This window comes from Rhodococcus sp. NPDC127593 (genome assembly GCF_042671975.1).
In the GTDB taxonomy this organism is placed as follows: domain Bacteria; phylum Actinomycetota; class Actinomycetes; order Mycobacteriales; family Mycobacteriaceae; genus Rhodococcus_F.
Genome location: NZ_JBHXWI010000006.1, coordinates 212,568 through 239,146, shown reverse-complemented (window position 1 = coordinate 239,146; position 26,579 = coordinate 212,568). Strand labels below are relative to the sequence as shown.

Annotated in this window: 18 protein-coding genes; 6 read left to right on the top strand and 12 right to left on the bottom strand. The window is 70.6% G+C overall.

The window, feature by feature from the left end; genetic code table 11:
• Positions 1 to 249: 249 nt before the first annotated feature.
• Together ACFVJ3_RS07790 and ACFVJ3_RS07785 are read left to right on the top strand one after the other, a co-directional pair.
• The gene (locus tag ACFVJ3_RS07790; RefSeq protein WP_378451516.1) at positions 250 to 960 is read left to right on the top strand and encodes a hypothetical protein; all 711 of its coding nucleotides are present in this window, start codon (positions 250 to 252) and stop codon (positions 958 to 960) included.
• Positions 957 to 1,658 carry a hypothetical protein gene (locus tag ACFVJ3_RS07785; RefSeq protein WP_378451515.1) on the top strand — a complete coding sequence of 234 codons (702 nt, stop codon included), beginning with the start codon at positions 957 to 959 and terminating at the stop codon, positions 1,656 to 1,658. Before ACFVJ3_RS07790 ends, ACFVJ3_RS07785 begins: the two co-directional genes overlap by 4 nt.
• On the opposite strand, the gene ACFVJ3_RS07780 is transcribed toward ACFVJ3_RS07785, so the two are convergent.
• The 6 genes from ACFVJ3_RS07780 to ACFVJ3_RS07755 form a co-directional block, all read right to left on the bottom strand.
• Positions 1,659 to 1,850 carry a TetR/AcrR family transcriptional regulator C-terminal domain-containing protein gene (locus tag ACFVJ3_RS07780; protein WP_378451514.1) on the bottom strand — a complete coding sequence of 64 codons (192 nt, stop codon included), beginning with the start codon at positions 1,848 to 1,850 and terminating at the stop codon, positions 1,659 to 1,661.
• A 169-nt stretch (positions 1,851 to 2,019) separates the two neighbouring features.
• Positions 2,020 to 3,330, bottom strand: coding sequence for a S1 family peptidase (locus ACFVJ3_RS07775; protein ID WP_378451513.1), 1,311 nt, complete (start codon positions 3,328 to 3,330; stop codon positions 2,020 to 2,022).
• Positions 3,331 to 3,569: 239 nt separating this feature from the next.
• Positions 3,570 to 4,889 (bottom strand): S1 family peptidase, encoded by a 1,320-nt coding sequence (locus tag ACFVJ3_RS07770; RefSeq protein WP_378451512.1) that lies wholly within the window; start codon positions 4,887 to 4,889, stop codon positions 3,570 to 3,572.
• Between the two features lie 112 nt (positions 4,890 to 5,001).
• Positions 5,002 to 6,147, bottom strand: coding sequence for a hypothetical protein (locus tag ACFVJ3_RS07765; RefSeq protein ID WP_378451511.1), 1,146 nt, complete (start codon positions 6,145 to 6,147; stop codon positions 5,002 to 5,004).
• A 134-nt stretch (positions 6,148 to 6,281) separates the two neighbouring features.
• The gene (locus ACFVJ3_RS07760; protein ID WP_378451510.1) at positions 6,282 to 8,243 is read right to left on the bottom strand and encodes a LuxR C-terminal-related transcriptional regulator; all 1,962 of its coding nucleotides are present in this window, start codon (positions 8,241 to 8,243) and stop codon (positions 6,282 to 6,284) included.
• A 7-nt stretch (positions 8,244 to 8,250) separates the two neighbouring features.
• Positions 8,251 to 10,071 carry an Hsp70 family protein gene (locus tag ACFVJ3_RS07755; protein ID WP_378451509.1) on the bottom strand — a complete coding sequence of 607 codons (1,821 nt, stop codon included), beginning with the start codon at positions 10,069 to 10,071 and terminating at the stop codon, positions 8,251 to 8,253.
• Between the two features lie 357 nt (positions 10,072 to 10,428).
• Between ACFVJ3_RS07755 and ACFVJ3_RS07750 the strand changes: the two genes are divergently transcribed.
• The 3 genes from ACFVJ3_RS07750 (at position 10,429) to ACFVJ3_RS07740 (ending at position 17,262) form a co-directional block, all read left to right on the top strand.
• Positions 10,429 to 13,752, top strand: a complete 3,324-nt coding sequence (locus tag ACFVJ3_RS07750) for an IniB N-terminal domain-containing protein (protein WP_378451508.1) — start codon at positions 10,429 to 10,431, stop codon at positions 13,750 to 13,752.
• Between the two features lie 172 nt (positions 13,753 to 13,924).
• Positions 13,925 to 15,769, top strand: coding sequence for a dynamin family protein (locus tag ACFVJ3_RS07745; RefSeq protein ID WP_378451507.1), 1,845 nt, complete (start codon positions 13,925 to 13,927; stop codon positions 15,767 to 15,769).
• A complete protein-coding gene (locus tag ACFVJ3_RS07740; protein ID WP_378451506.1) occupies positions 15,766 to 17,262 on the top strand; it encodes a dynamin family protein in 1,497 nt (498 codons plus the stop codon). Before ACFVJ3_RS07745 ends, ACFVJ3_RS07740 begins: the two co-directional genes overlap by 4 nt.
• A gap of 6 nt (positions 17,263 to 17,268) precedes the next feature.
• On the opposite strand, the gene ACFVJ3_RS07735 is transcribed toward ACFVJ3_RS07740, so the two are convergent.
• The 6 genes from ACFVJ3_RS07735 to ACFVJ3_RS07710 all read right to left on the bottom strand — a co-directional run bounded on the left by ACFVJ3_RS07735 (position 17,269) and on the right by ACFVJ3_RS07710 (position 25,045).
• On the bottom strand, positions 17,269 to 18,588 hold the full coding sequence (locus tag ACFVJ3_RS07735; protein ID WP_378451505.1) for a DUF2252 domain-containing protein: 1,320 nt from the start codon (positions 18,586 to 18,588) through the stop codon (positions 17,269 to 17,271).
• A 124-nt stretch (positions 18,589 to 18,712) separates the two neighbouring features.
• Positions 18,713 to 19,795 (bottom strand): ABC transporter ATP-binding protein, encoded by a 1,083-nt coding sequence (locus ACFVJ3_RS07730; RefSeq protein ID WP_378451504.1) that lies wholly within the window; start codon positions 19,793 to 19,795, stop codon positions 18,713 to 18,715.
• A gap of 28 nt (positions 19,796 to 19,823) precedes the next feature.
• Positions 19,824 to 21,014, bottom strand: coding sequence for a galactokinase (gene galK / locus ACFVJ3_RS07725; RefSeq protein WP_378451503.1), 1,191 nt, complete (start codon positions 21,012 to 21,014; stop codon positions 19,824 to 19,826).
• The gene (galT, locus tag ACFVJ3_RS07720) at positions 21,011 to 22,177 is read right to left on the bottom strand and encodes a galactose-1-phosphate uridylyltransferase (RefSeq protein ID WP_378451502.1); all 1,167 of its coding nucleotides are present in this window, start codon (positions 22,175 to 22,177) and stop codon (positions 21,011 to 21,013) included. Before galT ends, galK begins: the two co-directional genes overlap by 4 nt.
• Positions 22,164 to 22,970, bottom strand: a complete 807-nt coding sequence (locus tag ACFVJ3_RS07715; protein ID WP_378451501.1) for a DeoR/GlpR family DNA-binding transcription regulator — start codon at positions 22,968 to 22,970, stop codon at positions 22,164 to 22,166. The genes galT and ACFVJ3_RS07715 overlap by 14 nt, the downstream gene beginning before the upstream one ends.
• On the bottom strand, positions 22,967 to 25,045 hold the full coding sequence (locus ACFVJ3_RS07710; protein ID WP_378451500.1) for a beta-galactosidase: 2,079 nt from the start codon (positions 25,043 to 25,045) through the stop codon (positions 22,967 to 22,969). Before ACFVJ3_RS07710 ends, ACFVJ3_RS07715 begins: the two co-directional genes overlap by 4 nt.
• A gap of 230 nt (positions 25,046 to 25,275) precedes the next feature.
• On the opposite strand from ACFVJ3_RS07710, the gene ACFVJ3_RS07705 reads away from it, so the two are divergent.
• The gene (locus ACFVJ3_RS07705; protein ID WP_378451499.1) at positions 25,276 to 26,571 is read left to right on the top strand and encodes an ABC transporter substrate-binding protein; all 1,296 of its coding nucleotides are present in this window, start codon (positions 25,276 to 25,278) and stop codon (positions 26,569 to 26,571) included.
• The last annotated feature ends 8 nt before the right edge of the window (positions 26,572 to 26,579 follow it).

Genomic DNA, 26,579 nt, shown 5'->3' with positions numbered 1-26,579 from the left:
CGGGATGTGAGCCGGGCTTCCGGCACCCCGAAGTGGGTGAAGTAGCCGCACCCCCCGCAGTACCTCGGACGCCGCCCGCCTCCCCTCGGAGGCGGGCGGTTCGTCGTTGTGCGCCTCGCGGGAGTGAACCTCGTCACACCGGCGGAGCTGACCTGCCGGGCTAGCCCATGCTTAGGCTAACCTTCGTCCGTCACAGCGCTGCTCTCGAAACGGATCTCGATGAACCTCCGACGGTTTACTGCCATAGCCATGCTCGTCGTTGCGGCGATGGGCGTCGGGGCGGCCACGTCATACGCCGATCCGGCCGCCGCACCCCAGTCGGGTGCGGCACAGGGCATCCCGAACATCAACTACCAGACCGCTCGCGACGGTGACGCCGCTGTGGCCACCCTCGACGCCGGTGCCTTCTCGATCAACGCCACGAACGACACCGTCGACGTGGTCGACGACGGCGGCCGCGTCGTCGCCTCCATTCCCACGTTCTTCCGGGTCGACGACCTGCAGCATCCCTTCGCCGTGGCGGTCGACGAGTCCGCTCGCGTCCTGCGACTCGTCCCGAACATGGATCCGTCGGCAGCGACCCCCGTCCCCGTCTCGGAACGGCTGACCCTCGACGACGTCGCCGCACCGCAGGACAAACAGGAACGCGACGACCGCGCACTCGACGACTTCCAGCAGCAACTCGGAATCACGAGCGCGATCACCGCGATCGTCGCCGCCATCATCGGCGGGGCGATCGGCTGCGCGATCGGCATCATCCCCGGGACGGCTGCGCTGGTGATTCCGTTCCTCGGCCTCGCCGGGCCGGTCGCCGGGTGCATCGGAGGTGCGCTGATCGTCGCGCCCGTCGTCGCGCTTGCCGGCACCATCGTCGTCGGTGGTGGCGCCCTGGTGGTTCTGGGCATTCAGTACCTCAACACCATCAACAGCCCGTTCGTCGCACCGGAACCCATGGCATGAGCGGCCGGTTCGCACGGAACCTGCGGGCCGTCACCGGAGCAGCGTTCCTCGTCGTCGCTTCCCTCGGGATCTCCGCCGGGACCGCACACACAGCTCCACTGACGCAGCAGGATTCGTCCCACATCGGCTACGAGGCACACGCCGAGGGCGAGTCCGTCGTCACGTCGATCGACGCGGGCGCCTTCCGGATCACCGACACCAGGGAAGCGATCGAGGTGGTGGACGACAGCGGCAACGTGGTGGCTGCACTGCCACTGACGATTCGAGTCGGCGACGCCGTCTATCCGATCGACGCCGACCTCGACGGGCGGACGGTGACGCTCACCCCGCACGTTCCCGCCGACGTCGCGTCGTCGCTGAAATCGGTTGCGCAGGACGGATTCGACACTCAGGAAGAGCGTGACGACTCGGCGCTCGCCGACTTCAACAGCTACCTCGGCTACGCGACGCTGATCGGCGGCCTGATCTTCGGTGTGATCTTCGGCGCCGTCGGTCTCGCGGTCGGGTGCGGCCTGTTCGCCGTGACCGTGATCGGCACGCCGGTCGGGTGCCTCGGCGGGCTGCTGGCGGGATTCGCCGCCGGCGGACTGGCCGGAACCATTTTCGTGGGCGGCGCCGCACTGGTGATCCTCGGAATCCAGTACCTCGTCACCATCAACACGCCGTTCGTTCCGCCCGTGCCCGAGCCCACCGCCTGATCAGTTCGCGCGCGCTCGGTAGCGGTCGAGAAAGGCCGCGACCCCGGCGAAATGGTGTGCGGCCCCGCGTGGGTCGTCGACACGGAGCAGGCCGGAGGCGTCCAGTCGCGCGAACGCGTCCGCCAGTGCGTGCTGAACCCGGCGCGGTCCTGACTCCTGCCCGGCGTCGAGCGCGGCCTGGAAAGTGGGCAAGACGTCGGCCTCGGTGGCGATGGTGTCGATTCCGGCGGGGGCGTAGCCGTCCTCGTGTCATACAGCGGGATGCCCGGGCGGTCCGGCCCTACGCCGCCTGAGCGGGTTACCGAGGACAGCGGCCCGCCTCCCCGAGAGGGAAGCGGGCCGCTGTCGTCCGTGGAGTGCGTTACGAGGTGCGCACGCGCAGACCCGGGTTCTCCGCCAGCACCTCGTTGATCGGCGTGGCGAACAACTCGGGGCTCTCGCCCAGGACGAACGTGACGACGTCCGCGACCTGGCAGACCGGGTACTGCCCGACGTTGGAGGCGCTCGAGATTCCGAGGGCCAGCGTGCCCGTCACGATCGTGCCGCCGCTGTCGCCCTGCAGGGCGCACATGCTCGTCGAGAAGCTGTCGGCCAGCGTGCGCTCACCGACCGAGACGGTCTGCGCGACCGACGTGACGCGACCGCACGTGAAACCGGTGGTCAGACCCGACTTGCACACCGGGGCGCCGACGATCGGGTCGGCGGTTCCGGTGATGGCGACCGGCGCTGCGCCGGGAACCCGGACGCCGTTGTTCTCGAACCGGCGTGCGGCGCTGTCGTCGGCCCGGATGATCGAGTAGTCGTGGATGTCCAGGCTGGTCTTGGCGAAGGTGCCGATCCGCGGACCGGTGCCACCCGGGACCAGGGAGAACGCCTCCGATGCCTCCGAGGTGCCGGCAGCGGCCCGGTTCGGGTCGCAATGTCCTGCCGTGATGTTCACCGGCCCGCCCGAGCTGTCGGTGCCGTTGAAACCGAGCGAGCAGCGCAGCCCGACTCCGCCGCCGAGCGAGCCGTACGCGTCGCCGCCCAGCAGGGCGTCGGCGGGAAGCGGTTCGGCGATGGGCGCGAGGTCGGTGGACGGCAGCGGAGCGGCCGTGGCAGGCGACTGCACGACGCGTGCGCCCTTCAGGAAGTCCGGAAGCTGCAACCCGCCCACGTTGTCGGCGCGGAGCACGAGATCGTTGTTCACGATATCGATGGCCACACCGCGAACGAGATCCGCGACGGCGGGCGGCTGGGTGTCCAGCCACCCGTCGAGCGACTTCACCTGAGCCTGCAGGCTGCTCTCGCTCTGTGCCACATCCTTCACCTGGAAGCCGGCCTTCTCGGCCGCGGCGACGGCGGCGTCCTTGTCGGCACCGTCCGCGAGCCCGACGATCGGGGTGCCGGCGTTGTCGAGCCAGGTTCCGGCGAACGCGTCCGGGAACTGGATGCGTGCGATCTTCGCGAACTCGGCCAGCTTCTGGCCCAGCTCGGAGTGCTCCAGGTACTGGTCCGGGCTCAGCGACAGATCACGCTGGATCGCGTCGATCAGTTCCGCGGGAAGCCTGGCGGCCTGGCCGGACACTCCGGGCTCGACCGGATCGGCCTGAGCGGAGGCGGCGACCGGGCCGAGGAGCAGCAGCGCGGCGGAGCCGAACACGGCGGCACGACGTGCGATGGAGCTTCGCATGGGGGCCTTTCTGATGTTTGTTTGTTCGCAGTTGCCTCGCGGGCGCATACGAATACGACCCCCCGACAGGTAAGGCCGTACACAGTCGGAGTCGACTATATGGGTTCGCCCCGTCTATTCCCACCTGTAACACTCCCGGTGGACGACGCAGCTGGACAAAGCGGACACCACGCCTGAACACACCTGTGCCCGATGTCCGAGCGGAACGGACACCGGGCACAGGGTGAAGCGGTGGAGAACTAGTCGGAGATGGTGCGCACGCGCATCCCGGATCCGATCGTGTCCACGATGTCCGCGACGGGGATGCCCAGGCTGGCGGTGCCACCCTCCGGTGCCAGCACCAGGTTCGCCTCCGTGCAGTTGGGGGCGCCACTGGCGTTGGAACCACTGGTGATACCCAGCGCGAGGGTTCCGGTGACGATGGCGCCGCCGCTGTCACCCGCCAGAGTGCAGGCCGTGCCGGCGAAACCGTTGACCACGCGGCTCGAACCGTCGGCGACGAACAGCTGCGTCTCGACGTGATCGGCTGCCACCACGCCGCACGTGAACGACGACGTCTGACCCGACTTGCAGATCGGGGCGCCGACGACGGGCCGGGCGGTGCCGGTGATCTCCAGCGTGGTGCCGTTCGCGCCGCGAACCGCGGGACGGTCCAGACCGGCCTTGACGCCCGCCTCGTTGAGCTTGATCACCGAGTAGTCCAGCTTGTCGGCCGGGTTGCCCACCGACGACTTCGAGAACGCGCCGATCTGCTGGCTGTCGTCGACGTTCTGGTGATTGGGGAGGAACACCGGCGACGGCTGACCCTCGGCGGGGTTGCAGTGTCCGGCGCTGATGTTCACGGCCTGGCCGCTGTCGTCCACGGCGTTGAAACCCAGCGAGCAGACGGAGATCTCCGAGATCGGCGTCTTCGGCAGCTCATCCGCGGTGGTGATGTAGGTGTCACCGGCGAGGGGACCCCTCTCGACCGGACCGCCGCCACCGGGGCTCAGCATGACCTTGACGTTGGCGAGCAGCGTCGGCAGGTTCAGCGCCTGGCCGATGGGGCTGTTCACGACGTCGATGACGACGCGGTTCTCGAGGACGTCGATCGACGCTGAGTTGACCTGGGAAGCCACGTCCTTCGGCAGTCCCGCGATCCAGCCGTTCACGTCGGAGAGGGTCTTCTCCAGGCCGTTCGCGGACACGGGCGCGATGCGGGTGGTGTACCCGGCCTTCGCTGCGGCGTCGGCGGCCTCGTTCGTCGTGACCGCGACGACGGGCTGGCCGTCGAGGCCGATCCAGGCGCCGGCGAAGTCGTCGGGATGCTGCTCCCGGAAGTCCTCGGCGTAACTACCCAGCTCCTGTGCCTTCGCGGCGCGGTCGAGGTACTCCTGCGGGCTGATCTTCAGGTCGCGGGTGATGGCCTCGACGAGTTCGGCCGGCAACTTGTCGGCGCTCAGCTGAGTGGTGTCGGGCTGCGTAACAGGGTCGGCCTGGGCGGCAGTGGAAAACGGGAAGAAAAGAAGCATTGCCGAGGCGCCTACAACAGCGGCGCGGTGCGCCAGCACGTTACGCATGAAATCCCTTCTGCACGGAATCCGTTCACTGAGGATTCCTTCTGGGGTGGGTATCAGCGCCCCACCTTAAGCTACGGACGAGTCAGACGGACTGGGAGGTGTGACTAGAGCCTCACTCACCTGGGCTTTTCAGAGCCGGCTTCGCGGTCGTCGTCGTGGTGGTGGTCGCGGCCGCGGGTTTCGTCGTCGTGGTCGTCTCCGGCGGAGTCGTTGTCGTGGTGGTGGTTGCTGTTGCGGTCGTCGTCGGCGTGGTCGTCTGCGTGACCGTGGTGATCGAGGGAAGGGTGATCTCCGGCGTCGTCGAGGGCGGAGGCGGCGGCACGAACACGGATGTCGTCTCCACCGGTGCAGGCGGGGGAGCGACCGGGATCGGGGCCTCAACTTCCGTCGTCACGGCCACCTCCTGCGTGCTCGCAGTCGGGAAGACCGCGGGTGCGGCAGGCGTGGGTCGGGCGCTCGACGTCGTCACCGACGCGGTCTGGGCGTCCTGGATCGACGGGACCGCGGTGCTGCCGTTGCCGGTGAGCGCGAACGCGAGCGCCCCGCCGGCCACCACCAGCGCGGCCGCGGCGGCACCCGCGATGATCAGCGGCCGACGGTCCGTGCGCTTGGCGGGTGGGTTCGGGGCGCTCGCGGCAGCGGACGCCTCGGTCTCGGCGGGCGGATACGCGTCGGAGGCGGCCGCGGCTGCGGGCACCGCCGTCACGGCGGAGTACGCGGTGTGCATGGGGGCCTCGACGATCGGAATCGACTCGGTGTCGGCGCTCGTGTCCTCGTCGGTCAGTGCCAGCCCGGCCGCCAGCAGTGCCGCGCCGTGGGCCGGGGACTCCGGCGAGGCGGCGAGCGCCACCGACTCCGGGACGAGAGTCGCCTCGCCCAGACCCATGTAGTCGAGGGATTCGCGCAGCTTCGTCACGATCTCCGGCGCCCAGTCCGACGGATGGGTCGCGGTGACCTTCACCGTCCCGGACGTTCCGTCCGCGGCCTCCCGGAACAGACAGAACATCGCGGTCGCGACGAGGTCCTCGGCGCGGGTCAGCGAACCGGCGTACTCGATGCCCGCGGGCTCACCGACGCGGCCCAGGAAGTCGCGGACGGCGCCGGTCGATTCCGTGCCGGGGTCGCCGAGTTGAACCGTGCCGTCCGGGGCTGTGAACAGGACGGACGGGTGTTCGATCGTCCTCACATCGGTTCCGGAAGCGGTCACCACCGCTGTGGAAACCGAATCGCCGACGGTGAGTCCGACTCCGGTGGTCATGAAGATCCTTACTGGCACAGTTCGAGGGAGTGCGTCACCGCACCATGTGCACAGTGTGTCGCCTGCCGAAGTCGAATGGTTACACGGGGCTGCTGCGCCTCCGGCGCCCGTGAGTACTTATCAACCGCCCGCGGTTAATAAGTACTCACGGGTCCGGAGTCGGCGGAATACCCGTGGCCCATCGCACGCAGCATCGACAGCAGCTCCGACCGCGACCCGGCGCCCAGCCGCCGCCGGATCCGGGCCACGTGGTGCTCGATCGTCTTGGCGGAGATGTAGAGGCGTGACCCGATCTCCCGGTACGTCAGCCCCTGGACGAGCAGTTCGGCGACCTCGGCCTCGCGGTCGGTGAGCGACCCCGGCGTGCTCGGACTCGACACGACCGCGGAGTCGGCGCCGTTGCCCACGGACGTCGGTTGCCGCAGGGCCCTCGCGACCTGCAGGAGAGTGGTCGCGACCCTCGTATCGGACGCGCGCAGCGCGGCTTCGCCCGCGAGGCGCGCACCGTCCCACGGCAGGCCGATCCGGTCGAGGGTGCGGGCCGCGTCCTCGACGGAGGCGGCGTCGATGTCGCCCTGCAGCACGCGCAGCCAGGCGCGACCGGCGGTGGCGAGCCCGGACGCGTACGTGCTGACCTTGGCGGCCTCGCCGAGCGCGCGGGCGTGGGGCATCAGGTCTGCGGGGCATTCGGCGAGGATCGAGGCCTGCACGCCGTACCAGTGCAGCGCCGATCCCCACATCGCCGGCTCGCCGAGCGTCCGCAGCAACGACTGCGCGTCCTCGACGAGGTGGGTGATCCGGGCGGGTTCGCCGACCCGGATCGACGTCAGCCACAGTTCGCCGAGCGGCAGCAGGCTCAGCAGGTCCACCGAATACTCGGCGAGGACGCCCTGCGCGCCCGCCCAGGCCTGGAGCAGTGCCGCGTTGTCGCCGGTGCGCCGGGCCAGCCCGACCCGCAGGCCGTGGACGAACAGCAGATCGCGCTGCCGCATCGACCCGGCGTCGAGGCTGTCGAGCCGGGACTGCGCCGCGGCGAGGTCGCCGCGGACCATGGACGTCCAGGCGGTGAGCAGCTGATGCCGGTTCGCGGTGACACTGCCGGGCCGTTCGGCGCCGCGTGCCCGGGCGAGGACGGTGTCCGCGTGGGCGAGTTCGCCGCAGTGGAGGGCGGCGAGGGCGGTGATCGCGGCGGGGGAGTCGGGCAGCACCCGTGGCCGGGACGCGCGTCCGGGCAGCGACAGCGCACGCGTCAGTGAGTTCAGTGCCGCGTTGGCGGACGCGGTCACCGACTGGACGAGTCCGGTCGCGACGAGTGCGGCGCCGGCGGTGGCGGCGGTGGGGGGTGCGCCCGCGCTGGTGGCGAGGACGGCTTCGGCGTCGTCGAGTCGCCCCGCGACCACCAGGACGGAGGCGGCGAGGGAGGCGTCGGCGCCCGCCCGGTCGGCGCCGAGCCAGGCGTACAGTTCGGCGCTGCGATCGATCATGCCGCAGAACGCGGCGCCTGCGGCCGAAATCCTGACGGCCGCAGCGAGTGCCGGATCGGCGACGGTGCCGGACCGTTCGAGGACCGAATCGGCCAGGCCGACCGCGGTGTCGAGGTCGCCGTTCAGGGCGCAGGCCTCGGCGTAGGCGACGACGGCACTGTCGGCGAGCCTGCCGACCCGGCCGGCTTCGGCGTACAGCGCGACGGCGGTGGCCGGTTCGGCGAGTTCGGCCTGGGCGCAGAGGAATTGGCTCAGTTCGTCGCTCGGTGTGCCGGTCGCGGCGACCGCGCGGGCGACGGGAAGCGTGAGCGTTCCGCCGTCGACGTGATGGGTGAGCAGGCGGCGAGCGAGCGTGTTCAGCCGGTTCTCGCCGAGCGTTGTCGTGAGATGCGTGTGGTCCGCGAGAACCAGCGTGTCCCGTTCGTCGACCCAGCCGTCCGAGCGGAGCGCGTCGACAGCGGCACGGGCACGATCGGGTTCGACGTCGAGTACTCGGGCGACCACGGCTTCGTCGAGGTCGCTGCCGAGCAGAACCAGTGCGAGAGCGGACAGTTGCGGGCCGTCGAGCTCCGCGAGTTCCGTGGGAGGAAGTGGTGAGGGCAGCGTGGACACCGGCGCCCTATCCGCCGTTGCCGAGGACGCCGGGCACCAGGCCGGTGACTCCGCCGACGACGCCGCCGACCGTGTCGCCGACGCCGTTGACAGTGTTACCCACCGCGCCGGCACCGCCGACGATGGTGTTGGCGATCGCGGCGCCGCCGTCGGTCTGGGGAACGCTCGGCGCCGGTGCGGGGGCCGGTGCCGGTGCGGGAGCCGGTGCCGGTGCCGGTGCCGGTGCGGGAGCCGCCGCCGCGGGAGCCGGTGCGGTGCCGGGCGCTGCGGCAACCGGTTTGGCCGCGGCCGGTGCCACGGTGCCGGGTGGGACGGTGCCGGGTGCGGCGACCGGAGTCGCGACGCCGGCCGCGGTGCCGGGGACACCGGTCGCGGCGACGACGCCTGCAGCTTCGGCGCCGGGTGGGACGGCGCCCGTCGCGGCGGCCTCGGCCGGAGCACCGGACGTGGATGCCGCGCCCGCCGACGTGCTCGACGACTGCGAGGTGGTGGGACCCGAGCTGGATGCCGGTGCGACGTCGAACACGGTGCCGAGCGACAGCCCACCGGCGGCGAGCACAGCGATGGCCGCGGCGGAGGCGGCGATGATCCCGGCCTTCTTCTTCCGCGACATGCCGGCGCGGACGGGCTCGGCGAGGGTCGGCGCGGGGGTGCGGGCGGCGAAGACGACGGTTTCGGCATCAGCCTCGACGTCCGGGATGACTGCGGCCGGTGTCACGGCGGGCACGACCACCGGCATCCGCGCGATTGTCGGGGCGGCGGCGCGTCCCGCATCGTGGTCGGCGGCGAGCAGGGCAGCGCCCAGGGCCGCGGTATGGCCCGGACGTTCGGCCGCGACGACGGGAACACGCAGTTCCGCCGACAGGAGTTCGGCGACCAGCGGGATCGCGGCGCTTCCGCCGGTGAGCACCACCTGGGTGACGTCGCTGGATTCGAGGCCGGCGGCGTGGATGCTCTCGCGCACCAGCGTCACCGATTCCTGCAGGGACTCGCGGATGAGGTCTTCGAGTTCTGAGCGCACCAGCCGCACGTCGGTGGCGATGCCGGGCAGTTCGATGCCGATGGTGGCTTCGGTGTCGGAGGACAGTGCCTCCTTCGCCGCGGTGCAGCGGGTCCGCAGCCGGGTCAGGGCGGCGACCGTGTCGGGGGCGAACGGGTCGATGTCGCCGAACTCCTCGGCGACGTTGCCGAGGACGTACTGCATGGTGGCGTGGTCGAAGTGGGCGCCACCGAAGTCCTCGGACCGCACCGGCTTGCCGAGGACGCCGGTCTCCGTGCCGTGTGCGTCCGAACGGAAGAGGGTGATGTCGAGCGAGGTGCCGCCGAGGTCGTAGATGACGGTCAACGCGTCGCCGAGGGTGCCGCGGGTCCGTTCGAGCCACGTCATCACCGCCTGCGCCTCCGACACCAGGGTGGCGTCCGTGACGCCGGCCTGTTCGAGCGCGTCGGCGAGGACACCGACGGTATACGGCGGCCAGACGGTCGGGTGGGCGACGACGGTGGTCGGGAGGCCGTGCCTGCCCGACGCGGCCTCGTGCACGATGCAGCTCACGGCGGTGGCCACGAGGTCTTCACCGGAGTAGGTCGAGCCGTCGTCGGTGAGGATCCCGACCGGGTCGCCCACGCGGTTCGCGAAGTCGGAGACCGTCACCGCGTCCGGTTCGCCGACGTCGTCGCCGAGGACGGGTGCGCGGTCGGGGGAGAGGTGGAGAACACTCGCGCGGGACAGGACCGTGAGGTCGGCGGCATCCGTCACGCTCGCCCCGTCCGTGTCGACGGCGGCCACCGTATTGACCGATCCGACACCGATGCCGAGCGCTGCAGCCATGTTCCACTCCTGTGGTCCGGGCGGGCGTCACGCCGCCTGCGTCAGGCGGACGGTGCCGCCGTCGTAAATGACGGCCGATGCCGTCGTGGTCACTCGAATTGTCGCGTGGAGCGGCCGTTTCGTTACGCGACGCCGCTGGTCGACGGCAGTTACGGGGCCGATCCCCTAATGGCCCCCTATCCCCTAACGGGGAGGGCCCGACCCCCGATGGGAGATCCCCGATACCGGGGTCCCCGAGTAGGGGGCGCCGCCCCGTTGGGAAGGGGGCCGCCGATCCATAACGTGTATTTCACTCGCCGTCACAGCAGTTGTGGTGGCCACCCGAACTCCCCGAACCTCGACCACAGGAGAGCTGCCATGGCTACCAACGCCGTCCTCGACTTCATCCTCGGCCTTCTTCGCGACGAGCAGGCTGCGGCCGCCTACTGCGCCAACCCGACCGACGCGCTGTGCGCCGCCGGCCTGCAGGGTGTGAGCCACGCGGACATCGTCTCCGTCGCTCCCCTGGTCGCGGAGTCGGGACTGTTCGCAGGCGGCGGGGCCGACCTGGCCGCGATCGTCAACGCCGGTGCCGACGTCGCCGGTGACGTCGCGGGCGGTCTCGGCGCAGGTGTCGGTGGCGGACTGGGCGCAGGCCTCGGTCTCGGCGGCGGTCTCGGCGGTGCGGTCGGTATCGGTGCCGGCGCCGGCCTCGGTCTCGGTGCCGGCCTGGGCGGCGACTTCGACTTCGCCGCGGAACTGGCGGCCGGCCTGAGCGCCGCGCTCGGTGCGGCCCTGGAGATCGGCGGCGAGATCGGTGCGCAGCTCGGCGCCGCGCTGGGTGCGGCCCTCGACGCAGCACTCTCCCTCACCGGTGGCCTCGACCTCGGCGGTGCCCTCGACCTCGGCGCCGCGATCAGCGGAGCCCTCGGCGGTGCCCTCGGCCTGGGCGCCGACCTGACCGCGCAGCTCGCCACCACTCTCACCGCGGCGATCACGGCCCTGCCGGTAGTCAACGTGGCCGGTGGTCTCACCGGGATCCTCGCGCCCGCACTGTCGATCGGCGGCGACCTGGGCGCCGAGCTGGGTGCGGCTCTCGGTGCCGCCCTCGGAAGCGTCGTCGACCTCGGTGGCAGCCTGGACGGCGACATCCTCGCCGGACTCGGTGCCGGCCTCGACCTCGGTGGCGTGCTCGGAACGACCCTCGGCGGCGTGCTCGGAGTGGACGCCGGTCTCGGTGGCGCGCTGGGCGGTGCCCTCGACGCGGCGATCGGCGCCGGCGGCGGACTGGGCGCCACCCTCGAAGGCCTGCTCGGCGGTGAACTGCTCGGTGACGTCGCCGGCTCGCTCGGCGGAGTCCTCGGCACCGACCTCGGCGCGGTTCTCGGCGGCGCTCTCGGCGGTGTTCTCGGTGCGGGCGGCGACCTGAGCGCAGACCTCGGTGGCGCACTCGGCGCGACGCTCGGTTCGATCGCGGACCTGGGCGGCGGACTGGACCTCGACGCGATCCTCGGTGCAGGCGGCAGCCTCGGCGGTGCGCTGAGCGGACTGCTCGGCGGCGAACTCGGAGTCGGCGGCGACCTCACCGCCGGTCTGGGCACCGCGCTGGACGCCGTTCTCGGCGCCGGTGGCGGGCTCGACCTCGGTGGCGTTCTCGGTGCCGACGGCGGCCTCGGTGGCGCGCTGAGCGGCATCCTCGGTGGCGTCCTCGGCGCAGGCGGCGACGTCAGCGGCGACCTCGGTGGCGCCCTGGGCGGTCTGCTCGGCGGCGCCCTCGACCTGGACGGCGGCCTCGGCGGCGCCCTGTCCGGCGCACTCGACAGCGGACTGGGACTGGACGCCGCACTCGGCACGGTCCTGGGCGGGGCCCTCGGCCTGGACGGTGGCCTGGCCACCGAACTGGGCAGCACCCTCGACGCCGTGCTCGGCGCAGGCGGCGTGACCGATATCGACCTCGGCGGCCTGCTGGACGGCGGATTGGACCTCGGGCTGGGCGCCGACCTCGGTCTCGGCGGAGAACTGACGTCGGAGCTGACGACGGCTCTGAGCGGAGCCCTCGGGCTGGGCGGCGAGGCCGGCGCGAACCTGGGCACGGTCCTGGGCGGCGCTCTGGAGAGCGGCCTCGGGCTGGGCGGCGTTCTCGACACCGGTGCCGACCTGGGCACCACCATCAGCGGCGCGCTCGGCGGGGTGCTCGGCGTCGACGGTGACGCCACCGCCGGTCTGGGTGCGGCGCTGGATGCGGTGCTCGGCGCGGACGGCGGAGTCGACCTCGGCGGCGTGACCGACCTGGGCGGCCTGCTCGGCGGTGCGTTCGGTGTCGGTGGCGGCGCGGGCGCAGACCTCGGTGCGGCTCTCGGCGGAGTGCTCGGCGGTGCGCTGGAGACCGGCGGCGCCCTCGACCTCGACAGTGTTCTCGGCGCGGAGGGAAGCATCGGCAGCACGCTGGGCACCGCTCTCGGCGGCGTCCTCGGAGCCGACGGCGGCCTCAGCGCGACCCTCGGTTCCGCACTGGAGACGGCACTGGAGGCCGGTGGCGGCCTCGATCTCGACTCCGCTCTGGACGCCGACCTCGGACTCGGCGCCGCAGCCGGCGTGGGCGGCGCCCTGGACGGTGCGCTCGACGCGGGCACCGATCTCGCGGGTGGCCTGACGGGCGGCATCGACGGAGCGCTCGGCGGACTGCTCGACGTGGGCAGTGACGTCACGGGCAACGTGGGCGGCGCTGTCGGCGGCGGCGTGGCAGGCGGCGCGGACGCCGCGGCCGGCATCGGTGCCGGTGTCGCGGCGGGTGTCGGTGCGGTTGCCGACGCCGGAGCGGACCTCGGCGGCAGCCTGGGAACCAACCTGGTCGGCGGACTGGACACGGCCGGTGGCCTGGGCGCCGGTCTGACCAGCGGCCTCACCGGCGGTCTGGGTGGAATCTTCGAAACCGGTGCGGGCCTCGGCTCCGCATTGACCGGCAGCGTCGGCGGTGCCGTCGACGCGGTGGGCGAGGCCGGCGCCTCGGTCGGCGCGGTCGCCGACGCCGGTGCGAGCGTGGACGCGAATCTCGGTGGCGCCCTGGACACGGCGGCCAACCTGGGCGGCACGGTCGGTGGCGCCCTGGACACGGCTGCGAATGTCGGCGGAAGCCTCGGCGGCACCGTGGATGCTGCGGCCGGAATCGGCGGCGACGTGGCCGGCGGCATCGAAGGCGGCGTGGACAGCGCGGTCGACGCCACTGCCGGTCTGACCGGTGGCCTGGATGCCACCACCGACGCGGTCACCGGCCTCGGCGCCGGACTGTCCGGCGGCGTGGGTGGCCTCGGATCGCTCGGCACCTCGGTCGGAGGCGCACTCGACGGTGCGGTCGGCGGAGCGGTGGACGGTGGAGCCGCAGTGGGCGGCGCCATCGACGGCGGAGCGTCCGCCGGTGGTTCCGCCGACGCGGACGCGACCACGGACGGTTCGGCCGACCTCGGTGTGGTCGGCGGGGTCGTGGCCGACACCACCGGGTCGATCGCAGGCGGCTTGGGGTCCACCCTGGGCGGTGCCGTCGACACCGGCGCCGACACCTGGTCGTCGATCGACGCGGACAATGCGTTCGGCGCCGACTCGGGCCTGCATGCGGACACCGACGGCTCGCTGTTCGGTGACACCGACACCTCGGTGGCCACGACGCACGACGTCACGGACGTGGTCGATCACCTCGAGCCGTGATGAGACGGCGGTTCCGGCATCCCCCAGACGGGGCGGCCGGAACCGCCGTACGATGTAACGAAATCAGCCCCGGACGCGTTATGCGTGCGGGGCTGTTTCACACAGTCGGGTGTCGGTGCACTGAACGCGGTGTCCGCACAGAGGTCGGAAGAATTGCGGGTCAACGAAGCTCATGGACAGTGCAGCCGTCGAGAAGAGTCCAGCCCGATCCCAGTCGATGACGGCGTTGCTCGAGCAGGCCCTGGACGTGGCGAAGAGGTTCGGTCGCGGCGATCTGGCGCAGCGCCTCGACTCGGCCCGGACCCGGGTGCAGGACCCGCGGATGCGGATCGTGGTGGTCGGACCGCTCAAGCAGGGCAAGAGCCAGTTCGTGAACTCCCTTCTCAACCTCACCGTGTGCTCGGTGGGTGACGACGAGACCACTGCGATCCCCACCGTCGTCCAGAACGCCGAGACGGCGTCGGCGGAACTGATCCTCGCCGATCCGGGCGCCGACCCGATCCGGGTTCCCCTTCCGCTCGACGAGCTGAACGGCATCACGCCGGCCTCGCCTCGCGCCGGGGGCCGGGAGGTGCTGCGGGTGGAGGTCAACGTCCCGAGCCCGCTTCTCGCCGACGGATTGGTCCTCGTCGACACCCCTGGCGTGGGCGGTGCCGGCAACCCGCACGCCGCGAGCACCCTCGGGCTGATTCCGGCGTCCGACGCCGTGTTCGTCCTCTCCGACGCCAGCCAGGAATTCACCGAACCCGAGCTCGGTTTCATCCGCCAGGTGACGAGCCTGTGCCCGTCGGTGGCGTGCCTGATCAGCAAGACCGACCTGTACCCGCACTGGCGCGAGATCGTCGAGGCCGACCACGGGCACCTCGCGCGCGCCGGTCTCGACGTTCCCCTGATCCCGGTCTCCTCGGTGCTGCGTTCGCACGCGCTGCGACTGCAGGACGAGGAACTCAACACCGAATCCGGTTTCGTCGACCTGTACGCGTTCCTGCGCGACCGGGTGGTGGCGCGGGCGGAGGCGAACACGCGCCGGGCCGTGTCGCTGGACGTGTCCTCCGCGGCCGAGCATCTCACGCTGGGGATCGGCAGTGAGCTTGCCGCCCTGCGTGATCCGGCGAAGGGCGCCGCCGCGGTCGCCGAACTGCAGAAGGCGAAGGCCGCCGCCGAGGAGCTGCACAAGAAGACGTCGCTGTGGCAGCAGACGCTCGGCGACGGTATCGCCGACCTGGCCGCGGACATCGACCACGACCTCCGGGACCGGTTGCGCCGCGTCACGCGCGAGGCGGAGGAGACCGTCGACGAGGGCGACCCCGGCAAGGACTGGGACGCGCTGGGCCAGTGGCTCGAGCAGGAATTCGCCACCGCGATCGGCGACAACTTCGTGTGGGCCCACGACCGCGCGCTGTGGCTGGCCGAGGTGGTCGCGCAGCACTTCGCCGAGACCGGCGCCGTCGAACTGCCGCACCTCGATGTCGCTGATGTGGACGGGGTCCTCGAACCGGTGGCCTCGCTCGCAGACCTCGAGGCGGGTCGCATCGGCATCACCCAGAAGGTCCTCGTCGGTATGCGCGGATCGTACGGCGGCGTGCTCATGTTCGGTCTGATCACCACGATGATGGGGATGGCGCTGGTCAATCCGATCTCGATCGGCGCCGGAGTCCTCCTCGGCACCAAGGCGTACCGGGAAGACCGGGAGAGCCGGATCCTGAAGCGGCGTGCGGAGGCGAAGGCCGCGATCCGCCGGTTCGCCGACGACGCCAGCTTCCAGGTGGGCAAGGAGTCGAAGGATCGGCTCCGGGCAATCCAACGGTTGCTGCGCGACCACTTCACCGCGATCGCCGAGCAGGCGCTGCGCTCGATCAACGACTCGCTGCGCGGCGCGCAGGAGGCGGCGAATCTCGAGTCCACCGAACGGACCCGCCGGATCGCGCAGCTCGAGAAGGATCTGCACGTCGCATCCGAACTGAAACAGCAAGCCGCGCAACTCGTCGCAGGCGACGCGGGAGCGGTCACGGCATGACGGCCGCTCCGCTTCACGAGGCCCGGGCACTCATCGCGTCCGCCCGGCAGCTGTACGCGGGCAGACCCGAGATCCGGGATCAGCTGACCGAATGCGCCCGGCGACTGGAACAACCGCTGCGGGTGGCCCTGGCCGGTTCGCTGAAGGCCGGCAAGTCCACTCTGCTCAATTCCCTGGTGGGGCAGGACATCGCACCCACCGACGCGACCGAGTGCACCCGCGTCGTCACCTGGTATCGCAGCGGGTCGACGCCCACCGTGACGGCGTGGTACCAGCCGGACCCCGGCAGCGGCGCGCAACGGTCCGCCAACGTGCCGGTGCTGCGCCGGGACGGACATCTCACGTTCGACCTCGGCCACCTCACCGCCGACCAGGTGGACCGCCTCGACGTGGAGTGGCCGTCGTCCGCCCTGGCGCACACGACGATCATCGACACCCCGGGCACGTCCTCGTTGTCGCGCGACGTCTCGGCCCGCACCCTCGAGATGCTGACACCCGACAACGAGGCGTCCGGCGCCGACGCCGTGGTCTACCTGCTGCGCACGCTCAACGCGACCGACGTCCACTTCCTCGGTCAGATCGGCGACCACGTGGGCGACGAATCGGGACCGCTCGGGGTGGTCGGTGTCGTGTCGCGGGCCGACGAGGTGGGGGCGGGACGCCTCGACGCCATGATGTCCGCGAAAGAGGTGGCCTCCCGATTCGCGGGCGAACTCGAGCGCACCGGGCTGTGCCAGGCCGTCGTCCCCGTCGCGGGTCTGCTGGCGCTCGGTGCCCGCACGATGCGCCAGGCCGAGTTCACCGCATTCCAGCATTTGGCCGAGGTCCCGGTGGACGATCTGAACCTGGCGATGCTGTCCGCCGACCGGTTCGCGCGTGAGGACAGTCCGCTTCCCGTGGACGCCCGGATGCGCGCCCAGCTGGCAGATCGATTCGGGCTCTTCGGGATCCGGATGGCCGTCACCCTGATCCGGTTGGGCACCAAGGACTCGCCGACGCTGGCGGCCGAGCTGGTGGAACGCAGCGGCCTCGACGAACTGCGCCAGGTGATCGACATCCAGTTCGGGCAGCGGGCCGATCAGTTGAAGACCCACTCGGCACTCGTGGCACTCAAGCGAGTGCTCACGGCACAACCGGTGCAGGGTGCGGGCGAGATCCTGATGTCGGCCGAACGGTTGCTCTCCGACGTGCACGGTTTCCAGGAACTGCGCCTGCTCGGGCGGCTGCGGTCCACCGAGGTGGGGCTGCCCGCCGACGACGTGGCCGAGCTGCAACGCCTGATCGGCGGATTCGGGATCCAGATCGCCGAACGACTGGGCACCGACGGCGACGACTCCGTGGAGTTGCAGCGGATGCGGGCACTCGCCGCGGTGCGAAAGTGGCGCGAACGGGCCCGCCACCCGCTGCTCGACCAGTTCACCGCGCGGGCCTGCACCGTCGCCGCCCGCAGCGCGGAAGGTGTTCTGGAGGAACTGAACACCGTCCGTCTGTAGTTCGGGTCAGGTGGCGGACACGCCCGCGATCTCACCCTCCCGGAACGCGTTCACGAACAGCTGGTGATCCTTGCGGCTCACCTCGGCGTAGGCGATACCGAAGTCGATGATCTCGCCGACGAACTCGTCCAGCCTGCCGTCGACGACGCTCTGGATGGCGTCCTCGGTCTGGAACGTGACCAGAGTCTGGTCGCTGTCTTCGTCGGAGACGCAATGCACCTTCGCCGTCGCCCGGCCGAGGTCCTCGAGCACCGGCGCGATGTCCTCCGGTTCGGTGAGGTCGGACCAGTCGAGGTCCAGTTCGTACGGGGATAGTTCGGCGACCACGAAACCGGTGCCGCCGATCTCCGTGTAGCCGAGCAGCGGATCCGTGTGGACCTGCAGCGCGCGCTGACTCACCACCGTGCGGTGGCCTTCGTGCTCGAAGTAGTCGCGGACACGGGGTTCGTCGACGACGCGGCTGGGCGCGGCGACGTTGCCCTGCTTGAGGGAGAGCACGATATCGTTCTCGAGCGCCTGGGTAGCCCCTTCGATGAGCACGTTGTACGCCGGGAGGCCGGCGCTGCCGATCCCGAAGCCCTTCCGCCCGACCACGTCCTTGACCCGGTAGAACACCGATCGCGCGGATCGCTTGCTGCGGGGCACCCTCTCGATGTACGTGTCCAGCGCCTCGCACACGGTCGTGCGTTCCTCCTCGTCGAGTTCGCGGACACCGCGGCCACGCCGGAAACGCCGGTCGTAATCCTCGATCACCGTGGCGGACTCGAGCAGGTCCACCCGGGTGGCGAGCCGCGCGCTCAGCAGCAGGTCCTGGATGGCGCCGCGCGAATTGTCCAGGCGCAGCGCGTACGCCTCGTCCGCCTCCCGCTGCACGTAGTGCAGGACGTGCTCGACGTAGCTGCGCAGATAGGTGTCGGCCAGTGCCCGGACATCGCTCTCGGGGAGGGCCTTCTGCCAGCCCATCAGCGCGAGACTCGCGACGAACCGGCGAAGATCCCAGCTGAACGGCCCCACGTACGCCTCGTCGAAGTCGTTGACGTCGAAGACGAGGGTGCCCTCCGAGTTCATGTACGTGCCGAAATTCTCCAGGTGCAGATCGCCGTGAATCCACACTCGGCCGGTGCGCTCGTCCGCCCACGGATCGTCGAAGTCACGCAGATCGTCGTAGAACAGGCACGCGCTGCCCCGGTAGAAGGCGAACGGATCGGCGGCCATCTTCCGGAACTTCGTGCGAAACGCGCTCGGGTCCGCCTCCATCAGATCGGCGAAGGCCTCGACGAGGACCTCCACGATCCGACCCTGCCTCGTGGAATCGGCGATGTCCACACCAGCCTCCTTCTCGCGGTCCACGCGGCGCCGCACGCCTCGTCACGACCGCACTGCACCACGGTAGCGGTCCCGCGCGCCCCGCGACTGCAGATACGTCCACGCATCGGCCACGACCCGGCGCTCAGTCGCCGAGTCGCGCACCCGTCGTCGGGGAGAAGTAGTGCAGGCGGGCCGGGTCCGGTGCCAGCCGGATCACCTCGCCCTTGGCCGGGGACGCGGAGTCGCTGACGCGCGCGACGATGTCGTGTCCGCCGAGTTCGCCGTCGCGGACGATGCGTCCGTAGATGTAGGCGTCCGCGCCGAGTTCCTCCACCACGTCGACTTTCACGGTGGTGCCCTGGTCGGACACGGTCCATGCCTCCGGGCGGACACCGACGACGACCCGGCTGGTGTCCAGGGCGCCCAGCACCGAACGCTCGATCGGCGTCGACAGCGAACCGATCCGGGCGTCGCCGTTCACGACGTCGACCTCGAACAGGTTCATGGCCGGTGACCCGATGAATCCGGCGACGAAGCTGTTGACCGGCTTCTCGTACAGCGTCTTCGGGCTCGCGCACTGCTGCAGGATGCCCGCCTTCATGACGGCCACGCGGTCGCCCATGGTCATGGCCTCCACCTGGTCGTGGGTGACGTACACGGTGGTGGTGGCCAGCCGGCGCTGCAACAGTGAGATCTGGGTGCGGGTCTGCACGCGCAGTTTCGCGTCGAGGTTGCTCAGCGGCTCGTCCATGAGGAACACCTGCGGGTCGCGGACGATCGCCCGGCCCATCGCGACACGCTGTCGCTGCCCACCGGAGAGGGCCTTCGGCTTGCGATTCAGGTAGTCGCCGAGATCGAGAATCTTCGCGGCCTCCTCGACGCGGCGGCCGATCTCGCTCTTGTCCATGCCGGCGATCTCGAGGGCGAAGCCCATGTTCTTCGCCACCGTCATGTGGGGATACAGGGCGTAGTTCTGGAACACCATCGCGATGTCCCGTTCCTTCGGGGCGAGGGCGGTGACGTCGCGTTCGCCGATGCGGATGGCGCCGTAGTCGACGTCCTCGAGACCGGCCAGCATCCGCAGCGACGTCGACTTGCCGCACCCGGACGGGCCGACGAGGACGAGGAATTCGCCGTCCTCGATGTCGAGGTTCAGCGAATCGACGGCCGGCACATCGGAACCGGGGTACATCTTGGTGGCTGCGTCGTACGTGACTCGTGCCATGGTGTTCTCCTGGTCGTGGAAGGGGATCTCAGAGTCGGTGTGCCGAGCCCGACGGCTCGGCGTGCAGGAACTGGGGGACCGGCAGACCGGTGGAGTCTGCCTGGCGGGCGACGTTCTCGACGACGGCGTCGACCCGGTCGGCGGGTACGAGGGCGATCGCGGAGCCGCCGAAGCCACCGCCGGTCATCCGCGCACCCCACGCGCCGGCCGCGAGGGCGGCGTCGACGGCGGAGTCGAGTTCGACGGAGCTGACCTCGTAGTCGTCGCGCAGCGAGGCGTGGGAGCGGTTCAGGGCGTCGCCGATGTCGGCGATCCGGCCGCGGTCGAGCAGGTCGGCGACTTCCCGGACGCGGCGGATCTCGCCGAGCACGTGCCGGACCCGCTGCGCCGCCGGGGAACTCAGCGCCGCGACGGCCGCGTCGGCGTCGGCGACGTCGCGCAGGGTGGTGACGCCGAGGTCGGCGCAGGCCTTCTCGATGGTGGCGCGCCGGTTGCCGTACCGGCCGTCGACCAGCCGGTGCGGCGCGTTGGTGTCGATGACCACCAGTCGGGCGCCCGCAGAGCCGAAGTCGAGCGGAACGTGCCGGGTCGCGCCGCCGCGGCAGTCGAGGAGCAACGCGTGTCCGGGGCGGGCGAGCATCGCGACCGTCTGGTCCATGCCGCCGGTGGAGGCGCCGGCGATCTCGTTCTCCGCGAGGATGGATGCGGTGATCAGCGGCCGTCGGCCGGCGTCGTCCGTGGGTAGTCCGGCGAGGTCGGCGACCGCCAGCGCGAACGCGCACTCGAGCGCGGCCGAACTGGACAGCCCGGAGCCGACGGGGACCGTCGAATGCACCGCCACGTCGAAACCCGTTGCCGCCGTCAGGTGCCCGGACCGGCCCAGCGCCCACACCACCCCGGCGACGTACGCGGCCCAGCCGGCCGGGTGGCCCGGGGCGACGTCGGCGAGCGGACCCTGCCAGGACTCGCCGGTGTGCGTGGACACGGCGTGCAGGATCCCGTCGTCGCGCACTCGGACGGCGACGACGGTCCCGTAGGGGAGCGCGAACGGCAGCACCAGCCCGCCGGCGTAGTCGACGTGCTCACCGATCAGGTTGACCCGGCCGGGCGCAGTCCAGACGCCGTCCGCGGCGCCGCCGAACGTGCTGCGGAACAACGCCTCCGCAGTGCCCGCGACCGCGTCGACGTCGACGGGGTCGACCCACTGCGCCGCACTCACGACGCCACCTCCCGCAGCCGGTCGGCGATGCGCTCGGGGGTGGTGTCGTTGACCCACGCCCCCATCCCGGACTCGGATCCCGCCAGGTACTTCATCCGGCCCGGCGACCGCATCATCGAGAACAGCTGCAGGTGCAGGCGTCCGAGCGGGCGGTCCTCGCCGACGGGCGCCTGATGCCACGCGGCGATGTAGGGCACGGCGTCGACACCCTCGAAGAACCGGTCGACCCGCCGCAGCAATTCGAGATAGACGTGGGCGAGTTCGTCGCGCTCGTCGTCGGACAGTTCGGTGAGGTCACGGACGTCGCGGTGCGGGGCGAGATGCACCTCCAGCGGCCAGCGCGAGGCGGCGGGGACGTACGCGGTCCAGTGTTCGCCGGCCAGGACCACCCGCCTGCCGGACCGGCGTTCGGCGTCGAGGACGTCGGCGAGCAGCAGTCGCCCGGTGCTCTCGAAGTGCTCGCGGGAGCGCCGGATCAGCGCGTCCGTGCGGGGCGGCAGGTACGGGTAGGCGTAGATCTGTCCGTGCGGATGGGTCAGGGTGACGCCGATTTCCTTGCCCCGGTTCTCGAAGCAGAACACCTGCCGGACCCCCGGCAGCGCCGACAGTTCGGCGGTGCGGTCGGCCCAGACGTCGACGACGGTGCGGACCCGGTCGACGCTCAAGGTGGAGAAGGCGGCATCCGGGTTGCTGGTGAAGCACACGACCTCGCACCTGCCCGCCCCCGGGGCCAACGGCCACAACGCTTCTCCGTCGACGCAGTCCGGAAGGTCCTGCTCGGCGGCGGCCGTCGCCAGCGACGGGAAGCGGTTCTCGAACACCACCACGTCGTAGTCGTCGGCCGGAATCTCCGTGGGCGCCTTGCCCGGCACGCTCGGGGCGAGTGGTGACGCGTCCGGCGGCGGCAGGAACGTGCGGTCCATCCGCTGGGCGGCGATGACCACCCATTCCCCGGTGAGCACGTCGAAGCGCATCTGCGACTGCGACACCGCCGGCGGCAGCGGACGTGAATCCACCAGCTCGCGGGTGGCGCCGCCCGACACGTACGGCTCGGAGTCGTCGAAGTAGATGAGTTCGCGGCCGTCCGCGAGGGTCGTCCGGGTCTTGCGCATCCGGAGCCGTGTGGCGGACTCCGGCGCATCCTGTTCGTCACGCACGGTCATCGGTGGGTCCTTCCCGGTTCTCCCGTGTCACCACGAGGTCCCCGACGTGGTCGGCAAGCGCTTCCTGGGCGGCGCGCTCGAGCCCGGCGTCGGTGATGAGGATGTCGACGTCGGACAGCGGGATCGTGTTCGCCAGTGCGGTCACCCCCCACTTCGTGTGGTCGGCGAGCACCACGACCCGCCGCGACGACGCGACGAGCGCCTGATTGGTCTGTGCTTCCATCAAATTGGGGCAGGTCAGCCCCGAGTCGATCCCCATGCCGTGCGTACCCAGGAACAGCATGTCCACGTGGATCCCGCGGAGGGCGGCGACCGTGAGCGGCCCGACCAGCGCGAACGACGGGGTGCGCTGACCACCGGTGAGGAGGATGGTCTGGTCGTCGCGGCCGCCTTCGTGGAACGCGTCGGCGACGGGCAGCGAATTGGTGACGACGGTGATGTCGGGGACGTCGAGGAGTTCGCGGGCGAGGGCGTGCGTGGTGGTGCCGCCGGAGATGCCCACCGACGTGCCCGGGCGGACCAGTCGGGCGGCGGCGCGGGCGATGGCCCTCTTGGCCTCGCGGTCGAGTTCGGACTTCGCCGAGAACCCCGGTTCGTGCACACTTGCCGACCGCGGCAGCGTGACCCCGCCGTGCACCCGCTCGACGAGACCCTGCTCGACGAGTTCGTTGATGTCGCGCCGGATGGTCATGTCGGAGACCCCGAGCGTCGCGCCGAGGTCGACGACCTTCACCGCACCGCGGGAGGTGACCTCGTCGAGGATCACCTGCTGGCGCTGACGAGCGAGCATCATGCGTCCGCCTTTCGGGTCCGGGCGCCGGTGGTGGCGCTGTCTTCGCGGATCACAGCACAGCTGCCGGGTTCCAGCGTGAGCGGTCCGTCGACCACCCGTTCGCTGACGAGATCGGTGCCGGACACCTCGACGGTCACCTTCTCGGTCGTGTGGTTGAGGACGAATAGCCACGATCCGTTCTCGCCCTGCCTGCGCACGATCTCGACGTCGGAGTTCTGCCCCGCGTGGAGATCGAGACCGGCTGCGGAGCAGATCGTCTCGGCGATCCTCGTCCAGCCCTGCGCATCGGGGACGGTGGCGAGGTACCAGGCCGCGCCGTCGCCGACCGGTCGGCGGGTGAGGGCGGGCACGCCCTGCAGATGCCCCTCGGTGTGGCGGGCGAGAACGTCCACATCGTCGGACACCGTCAGGTACTCGGTCCAGATGCCGGCTGCGGTGCCGTCGTCGAGGGTGACGGTCTCGTCCGCGCCGAGCGGGAAGAACTCCTCGGCGCGGACACCGAGCAGGTCGCGGAACGCCCCGGGGTAGCCGCCGACCCGGACGTGATCGTCGCGGTCCGCGATCCCGGAGAACGCGGTGACGAGCACCTGGGCGCCGGCTTGGGCCGCCGCCTCGATGCGCGCGGTGTCCTCGTCGCTGCACAGGTACACGGCCGGAACGACCACCACGGCGTACCCGCTCAGGTCGGCGTCCGGCGGGATCACGTCGCACGTGACGCCGGAGAAGGCGTGGTGGGCGCGTTCGGCGATCGCCTTGGGCTGCATCAATCGGGACGGGTGCCCGTCCTGCTCGCACGCCCACTGCGACTCCCAGTCGAACAGCACGCCCACCGGGGCCTCGACGCGACTGCCGGCCACCGGCTCGAGGCGGCGCAGCACGGCGCCGAGCTGGACGACTTCCCGCCATCGTGCGGAGTCGGTGCCCGCGTGCGGAACCAGGGCGGAATGGAACTTCTCCGCACCGGCGTCGGACGCGCGGAACTGGAAGAAGGCGATGCCGTCCGCCCCGCGGGCGACGTGGGCGAGGGAGTTGCGCAGCATCTCCCCGGGGGACTTCGCCCGGTTGACCGGCTGCCAGTTGACGGCGCTGGTCGAGTGTTCCATCAGCAGCCACGGCCGCGAGCCCGCGATGCCGCGGGTCAGGTCGGCGGAGAACGACAGCCGGTGGTGGGCGGCGCCGTCGCCCGTCGCGGGCCCCACCAGGTAGTGGTCGGTGGAAACCAGGTCCTGTTCGGGCGCCCACTGCGCGTAGTTCATGTCGCCGGCGAGCGACTGCGGTGAGCCCATGCCCACCATGAAGTTGGTGGTGACCGGGACGTCGGGGGTGATGCGCCGCAACACCTCCCGCTCGGCGAGGTACTGGTCGAGGAGGGCGTCCGAGCAGAACCGGCGCCAGTCCAGCAGATGCGTGGGATTGCCGAACGTCGTGCTCGCGGCGGGCGGCACCACTTCGTTCCAATCGCTGTAGTGCTGGCTCCAGAACGTCGTGCCCCATGCCCGGTTGAGTTCGGTGAGGTCGCCGTAGCGACGCTGCAGCCACCGCCGGAACGCCCGCGCGCTGTCGGGGGAGTAGCAGCGTGAGTTGTGGCAGCCGAGTTCGTTCGACACGTGCCAGAGCGCGAGTGCGGGGTGGCCGCCGTAACGGCTGGCCATCTTCTCGACGAGGACGAGGGAGTGGTCGCGGTAGATCGGCGAACTCGGGCTCCACGTCTGCCTGCTGCCGATCTCGTACCGGTAGCCGCGCTCGTCCACGGGCCGGACCTCGGGATGCGCGGTCGTGAGCCACGGCGGTGGGGACGCGGTCGCCGTGGCCAGGTCGACGCGAACGCCGCCGTCGTGCAGGAGGTCGAGGACGCGGTCGAGCCAGCCGAAGTCCCACGTGTCGGGGGTGGGCTGCAGCCGCGCCCAGGAGAAGACGCCGACGGTCGCGAAGTCGACACCCGCCTCGCGCATGAGTTCGACGTCGCGCTGCCAGACCTCTTCCGGCCACTGCTCGGGGTTGTAGTCACCGCCGAAGGAAATGCCCCGGGTCGGCCACCGCAGGGGCCGCCCGCCGGGCTCGCTCGCTGTGTGCATGCTCACAATCTGTCCGATCGCTGTTCAAAAGTCAACATGAATGAACATTTCTGCACTTCCGCAGGTGAAAGCACTTCTAACTGCTTGACAACGCGCAATGCGGCGTGATTTTGTAACCTGCATCACGTAAGGGCGTGAGACGGCAGCACCGAAACATGATCGAAGTTGTTCGATTTCGATCAAATTGGTGAGCGACTCCGCCCACCCGGTACTCAATCGAAAAGGGCACCATGAACCGAAACGAGCTGCCGCACCCGTGGCAACCCTCCCGGCGCACCTTTCTCAAGGCCGCGCTCGGCGCCGCGGGCGCCCTGTCGACGGCGGGCCTACTGTCCGGGTGCACGAGCGGTGTCGACCCCCACGTGATCACCCTCGGATCGCGGCTGTCGGACAAGAACGCCAAACGCGGCGTGCAGGACGTCGTCGGGATGTTCCAGCAGCAGACCGGCGGCACCGTGCGGATCAACTCCGTCGACTCCACCTCGTTCCAGGAGAACGTCAACAACTACCTGCAGGGCACCCCGGACGACGTCTTCACCTGGATGTCGGGGTACCGGATGAAGTACTTCGCCGACAAGGGTCTCGTCGACGACGTCAGCTCGGTGTGGCAGTCGCACGGCAGCGGTTTCAGCGACAGTTTCCGCGACGCCTCCACCGGAACCGACGGCAAGCAGTATCTGGTCCCGTTCTTCTACTACCCGTGGGCCGTGTTCTACCGTCCCAGCCTCTGGCAGCAGCGCGGCTACGCGCCGCCGAAGACGTTCGACGAATGGGTGACCCTGTCCAAGCGGATGCAGGCCGACGGACTCACCCCTATCGGGTTCGGCGTCCGCGACGGCTGGCCACCGTTCGGCACGTTCGACTACCTCGACTTGCGCCTCAACGGCGTCGACTTCCACCGCTCCCTCCTCGCGGGCGACGTGAGCTGGACCGACAACCGCGTCCGGTCGGTGTTCGACACCTGGCGCGAGATCCTCCCGTTCCACCAGCCGCAACCACTGGGCCGCAAGATGTCCGAGGCGCAGCAGGCCCTCCTCAACAAGGAGGTCGGCATGCTGGTGGCCGGCATGTTCGTCGCGCAGAGCTTCCCCGCGGGGCCAGACCGCGAGGATCTGGACTTCTTCGCGTTCCCCGAACTCGACTCCGCTGTCGGCACTTCGGCGGTGGAGGCGCCCATGGACGGATTCATGATGCGCAAGGACCCCCGCAACCGCGCGGGCGCCGAGCAGTTCCTCTCCTTCCTCACCGAAGCCGCGCCCGCGGTCGCGTACGCGAAGCAGGACCCGCAGGCGATACCCGCGCACCGTGACGCCGATCTGTCGAGTTTCCCTCCGCTCGTGCAGAAGTCGGCCGCCCTCGTCCAGGGTGCGGGGTCCATCACCCAGTTCCTCGACCGGGACACCCGCCCCGACTTCGCGTCCGTCGTGATGATCCCGGCGATGCAGCAGTTCCTGGGCAACCCGAACGACGTCGACGGTCTGGTCCGCAGTATCGAGCGTCAGAAGGCGGCGGTGTTCGGGCAATGAGCGCACAC

Excerpts from the sequence above, each read along its gene's own strand:
- ACFVJ3_RS07790 (WP_378451516.1), top strand. The coding sequence starts at position 250 with ATGCTCGTCGTTGCGGCGATGGGCGTCGGGGCGGCCACGTCATACGCC.
- ACFVJ3_RS07785 (WP_378451515.1), top strand. The coding sequence starts at position 957 with ATGAGCGGCCGGTTCGCACGGAACCTGCGGGCCGTCACCGGAGCAGCG.
- ACFVJ3_RS07775 (WP_378451513.1), bottom strand. The coding sequence starts at position 3,330 with ATGCGAAGCTCCATCGCACGTCGTGCCGCCGTGTTCGGCTCCGCCGCG.
- ACFVJ3_RS07770 (WP_378451512.1), bottom strand. The coding sequence starts at position 4,889 with ATGCGTAACGTGCTGGCGCACCGCGCCGCTGTTGTAGGCGCCTCGGCA.
- ACFVJ3_RS07765 (WP_378451511.1), bottom strand. The coding sequence starts at position 6,147 with ATGACCACCGGAGTCGGACTCACCGTCGGCGATTCGGTTTCCACAGCG.
- ACFVJ3_RS07755 (WP_378451509.1), bottom strand. The coding sequence starts at position 10,071 with ATGGCTGCAGCGCTCGGCATCGGTGTCGGATCGGTCAATACGGTGGCC.
- ACFVJ3_RS07750 (WP_378451508.1), top strand. The coding sequence starts at position 10,429 with ATGGCTACCAACGCCGTCCTCGACTTCATCCTCGGCCTTCTTCGCGAC.
- ACFVJ3_RS07745 (WP_378451507.1), top strand. The coding sequence starts at position 13,925 with ATGGACAGTGCAGCCGTCGAGAAGAGTCCAGCCCGATCCCAGTCGATG.
- ACFVJ3_RS07740 (WP_378451506.1), top strand. The coding sequence starts at position 15,766 with ATGACGGCCGCTCCGCTTCACGAGGCCCGGGCACTCATCGCGTCCGCC.
- ACFVJ3_RS07730 (WP_378451504.1), bottom strand. The coding sequence starts at position 19,795 with ATGGCACGAGTCACGTACGACGCAGCCACCAAGATGTACCCCGGTTCC.
- galT (WP_378451502.1), bottom strand. The coding sequence starts at position 22,177 with ATGACCGTGCGTGACGAACAGGATGCGCCGGAGTCCGCCACACGGCTC.
- ACFVJ3_RS07715 (WP_378451501.1), bottom strand. The coding sequence starts at position 22,970 with ATGATGCTCGCTCGTCAGCGCCAGCAGGTGATCCTCGACGAGGTCACC.
- ACFVJ3_RS07710 (WP_378451500.1), bottom strand. The coding sequence starts at position 25,045 with ATGCACACAGCGAGCGAGCCCGGCGGGCGGCCCCTGCGGTGGCCGACC.
- ACFVJ3_RS07705 (WP_378451499.1), top strand. The coding sequence starts at position 25,276 with ATGAACCGAAACGAGCTGCCGCACCCGTGGCAACCCTCCCGGCGCACC.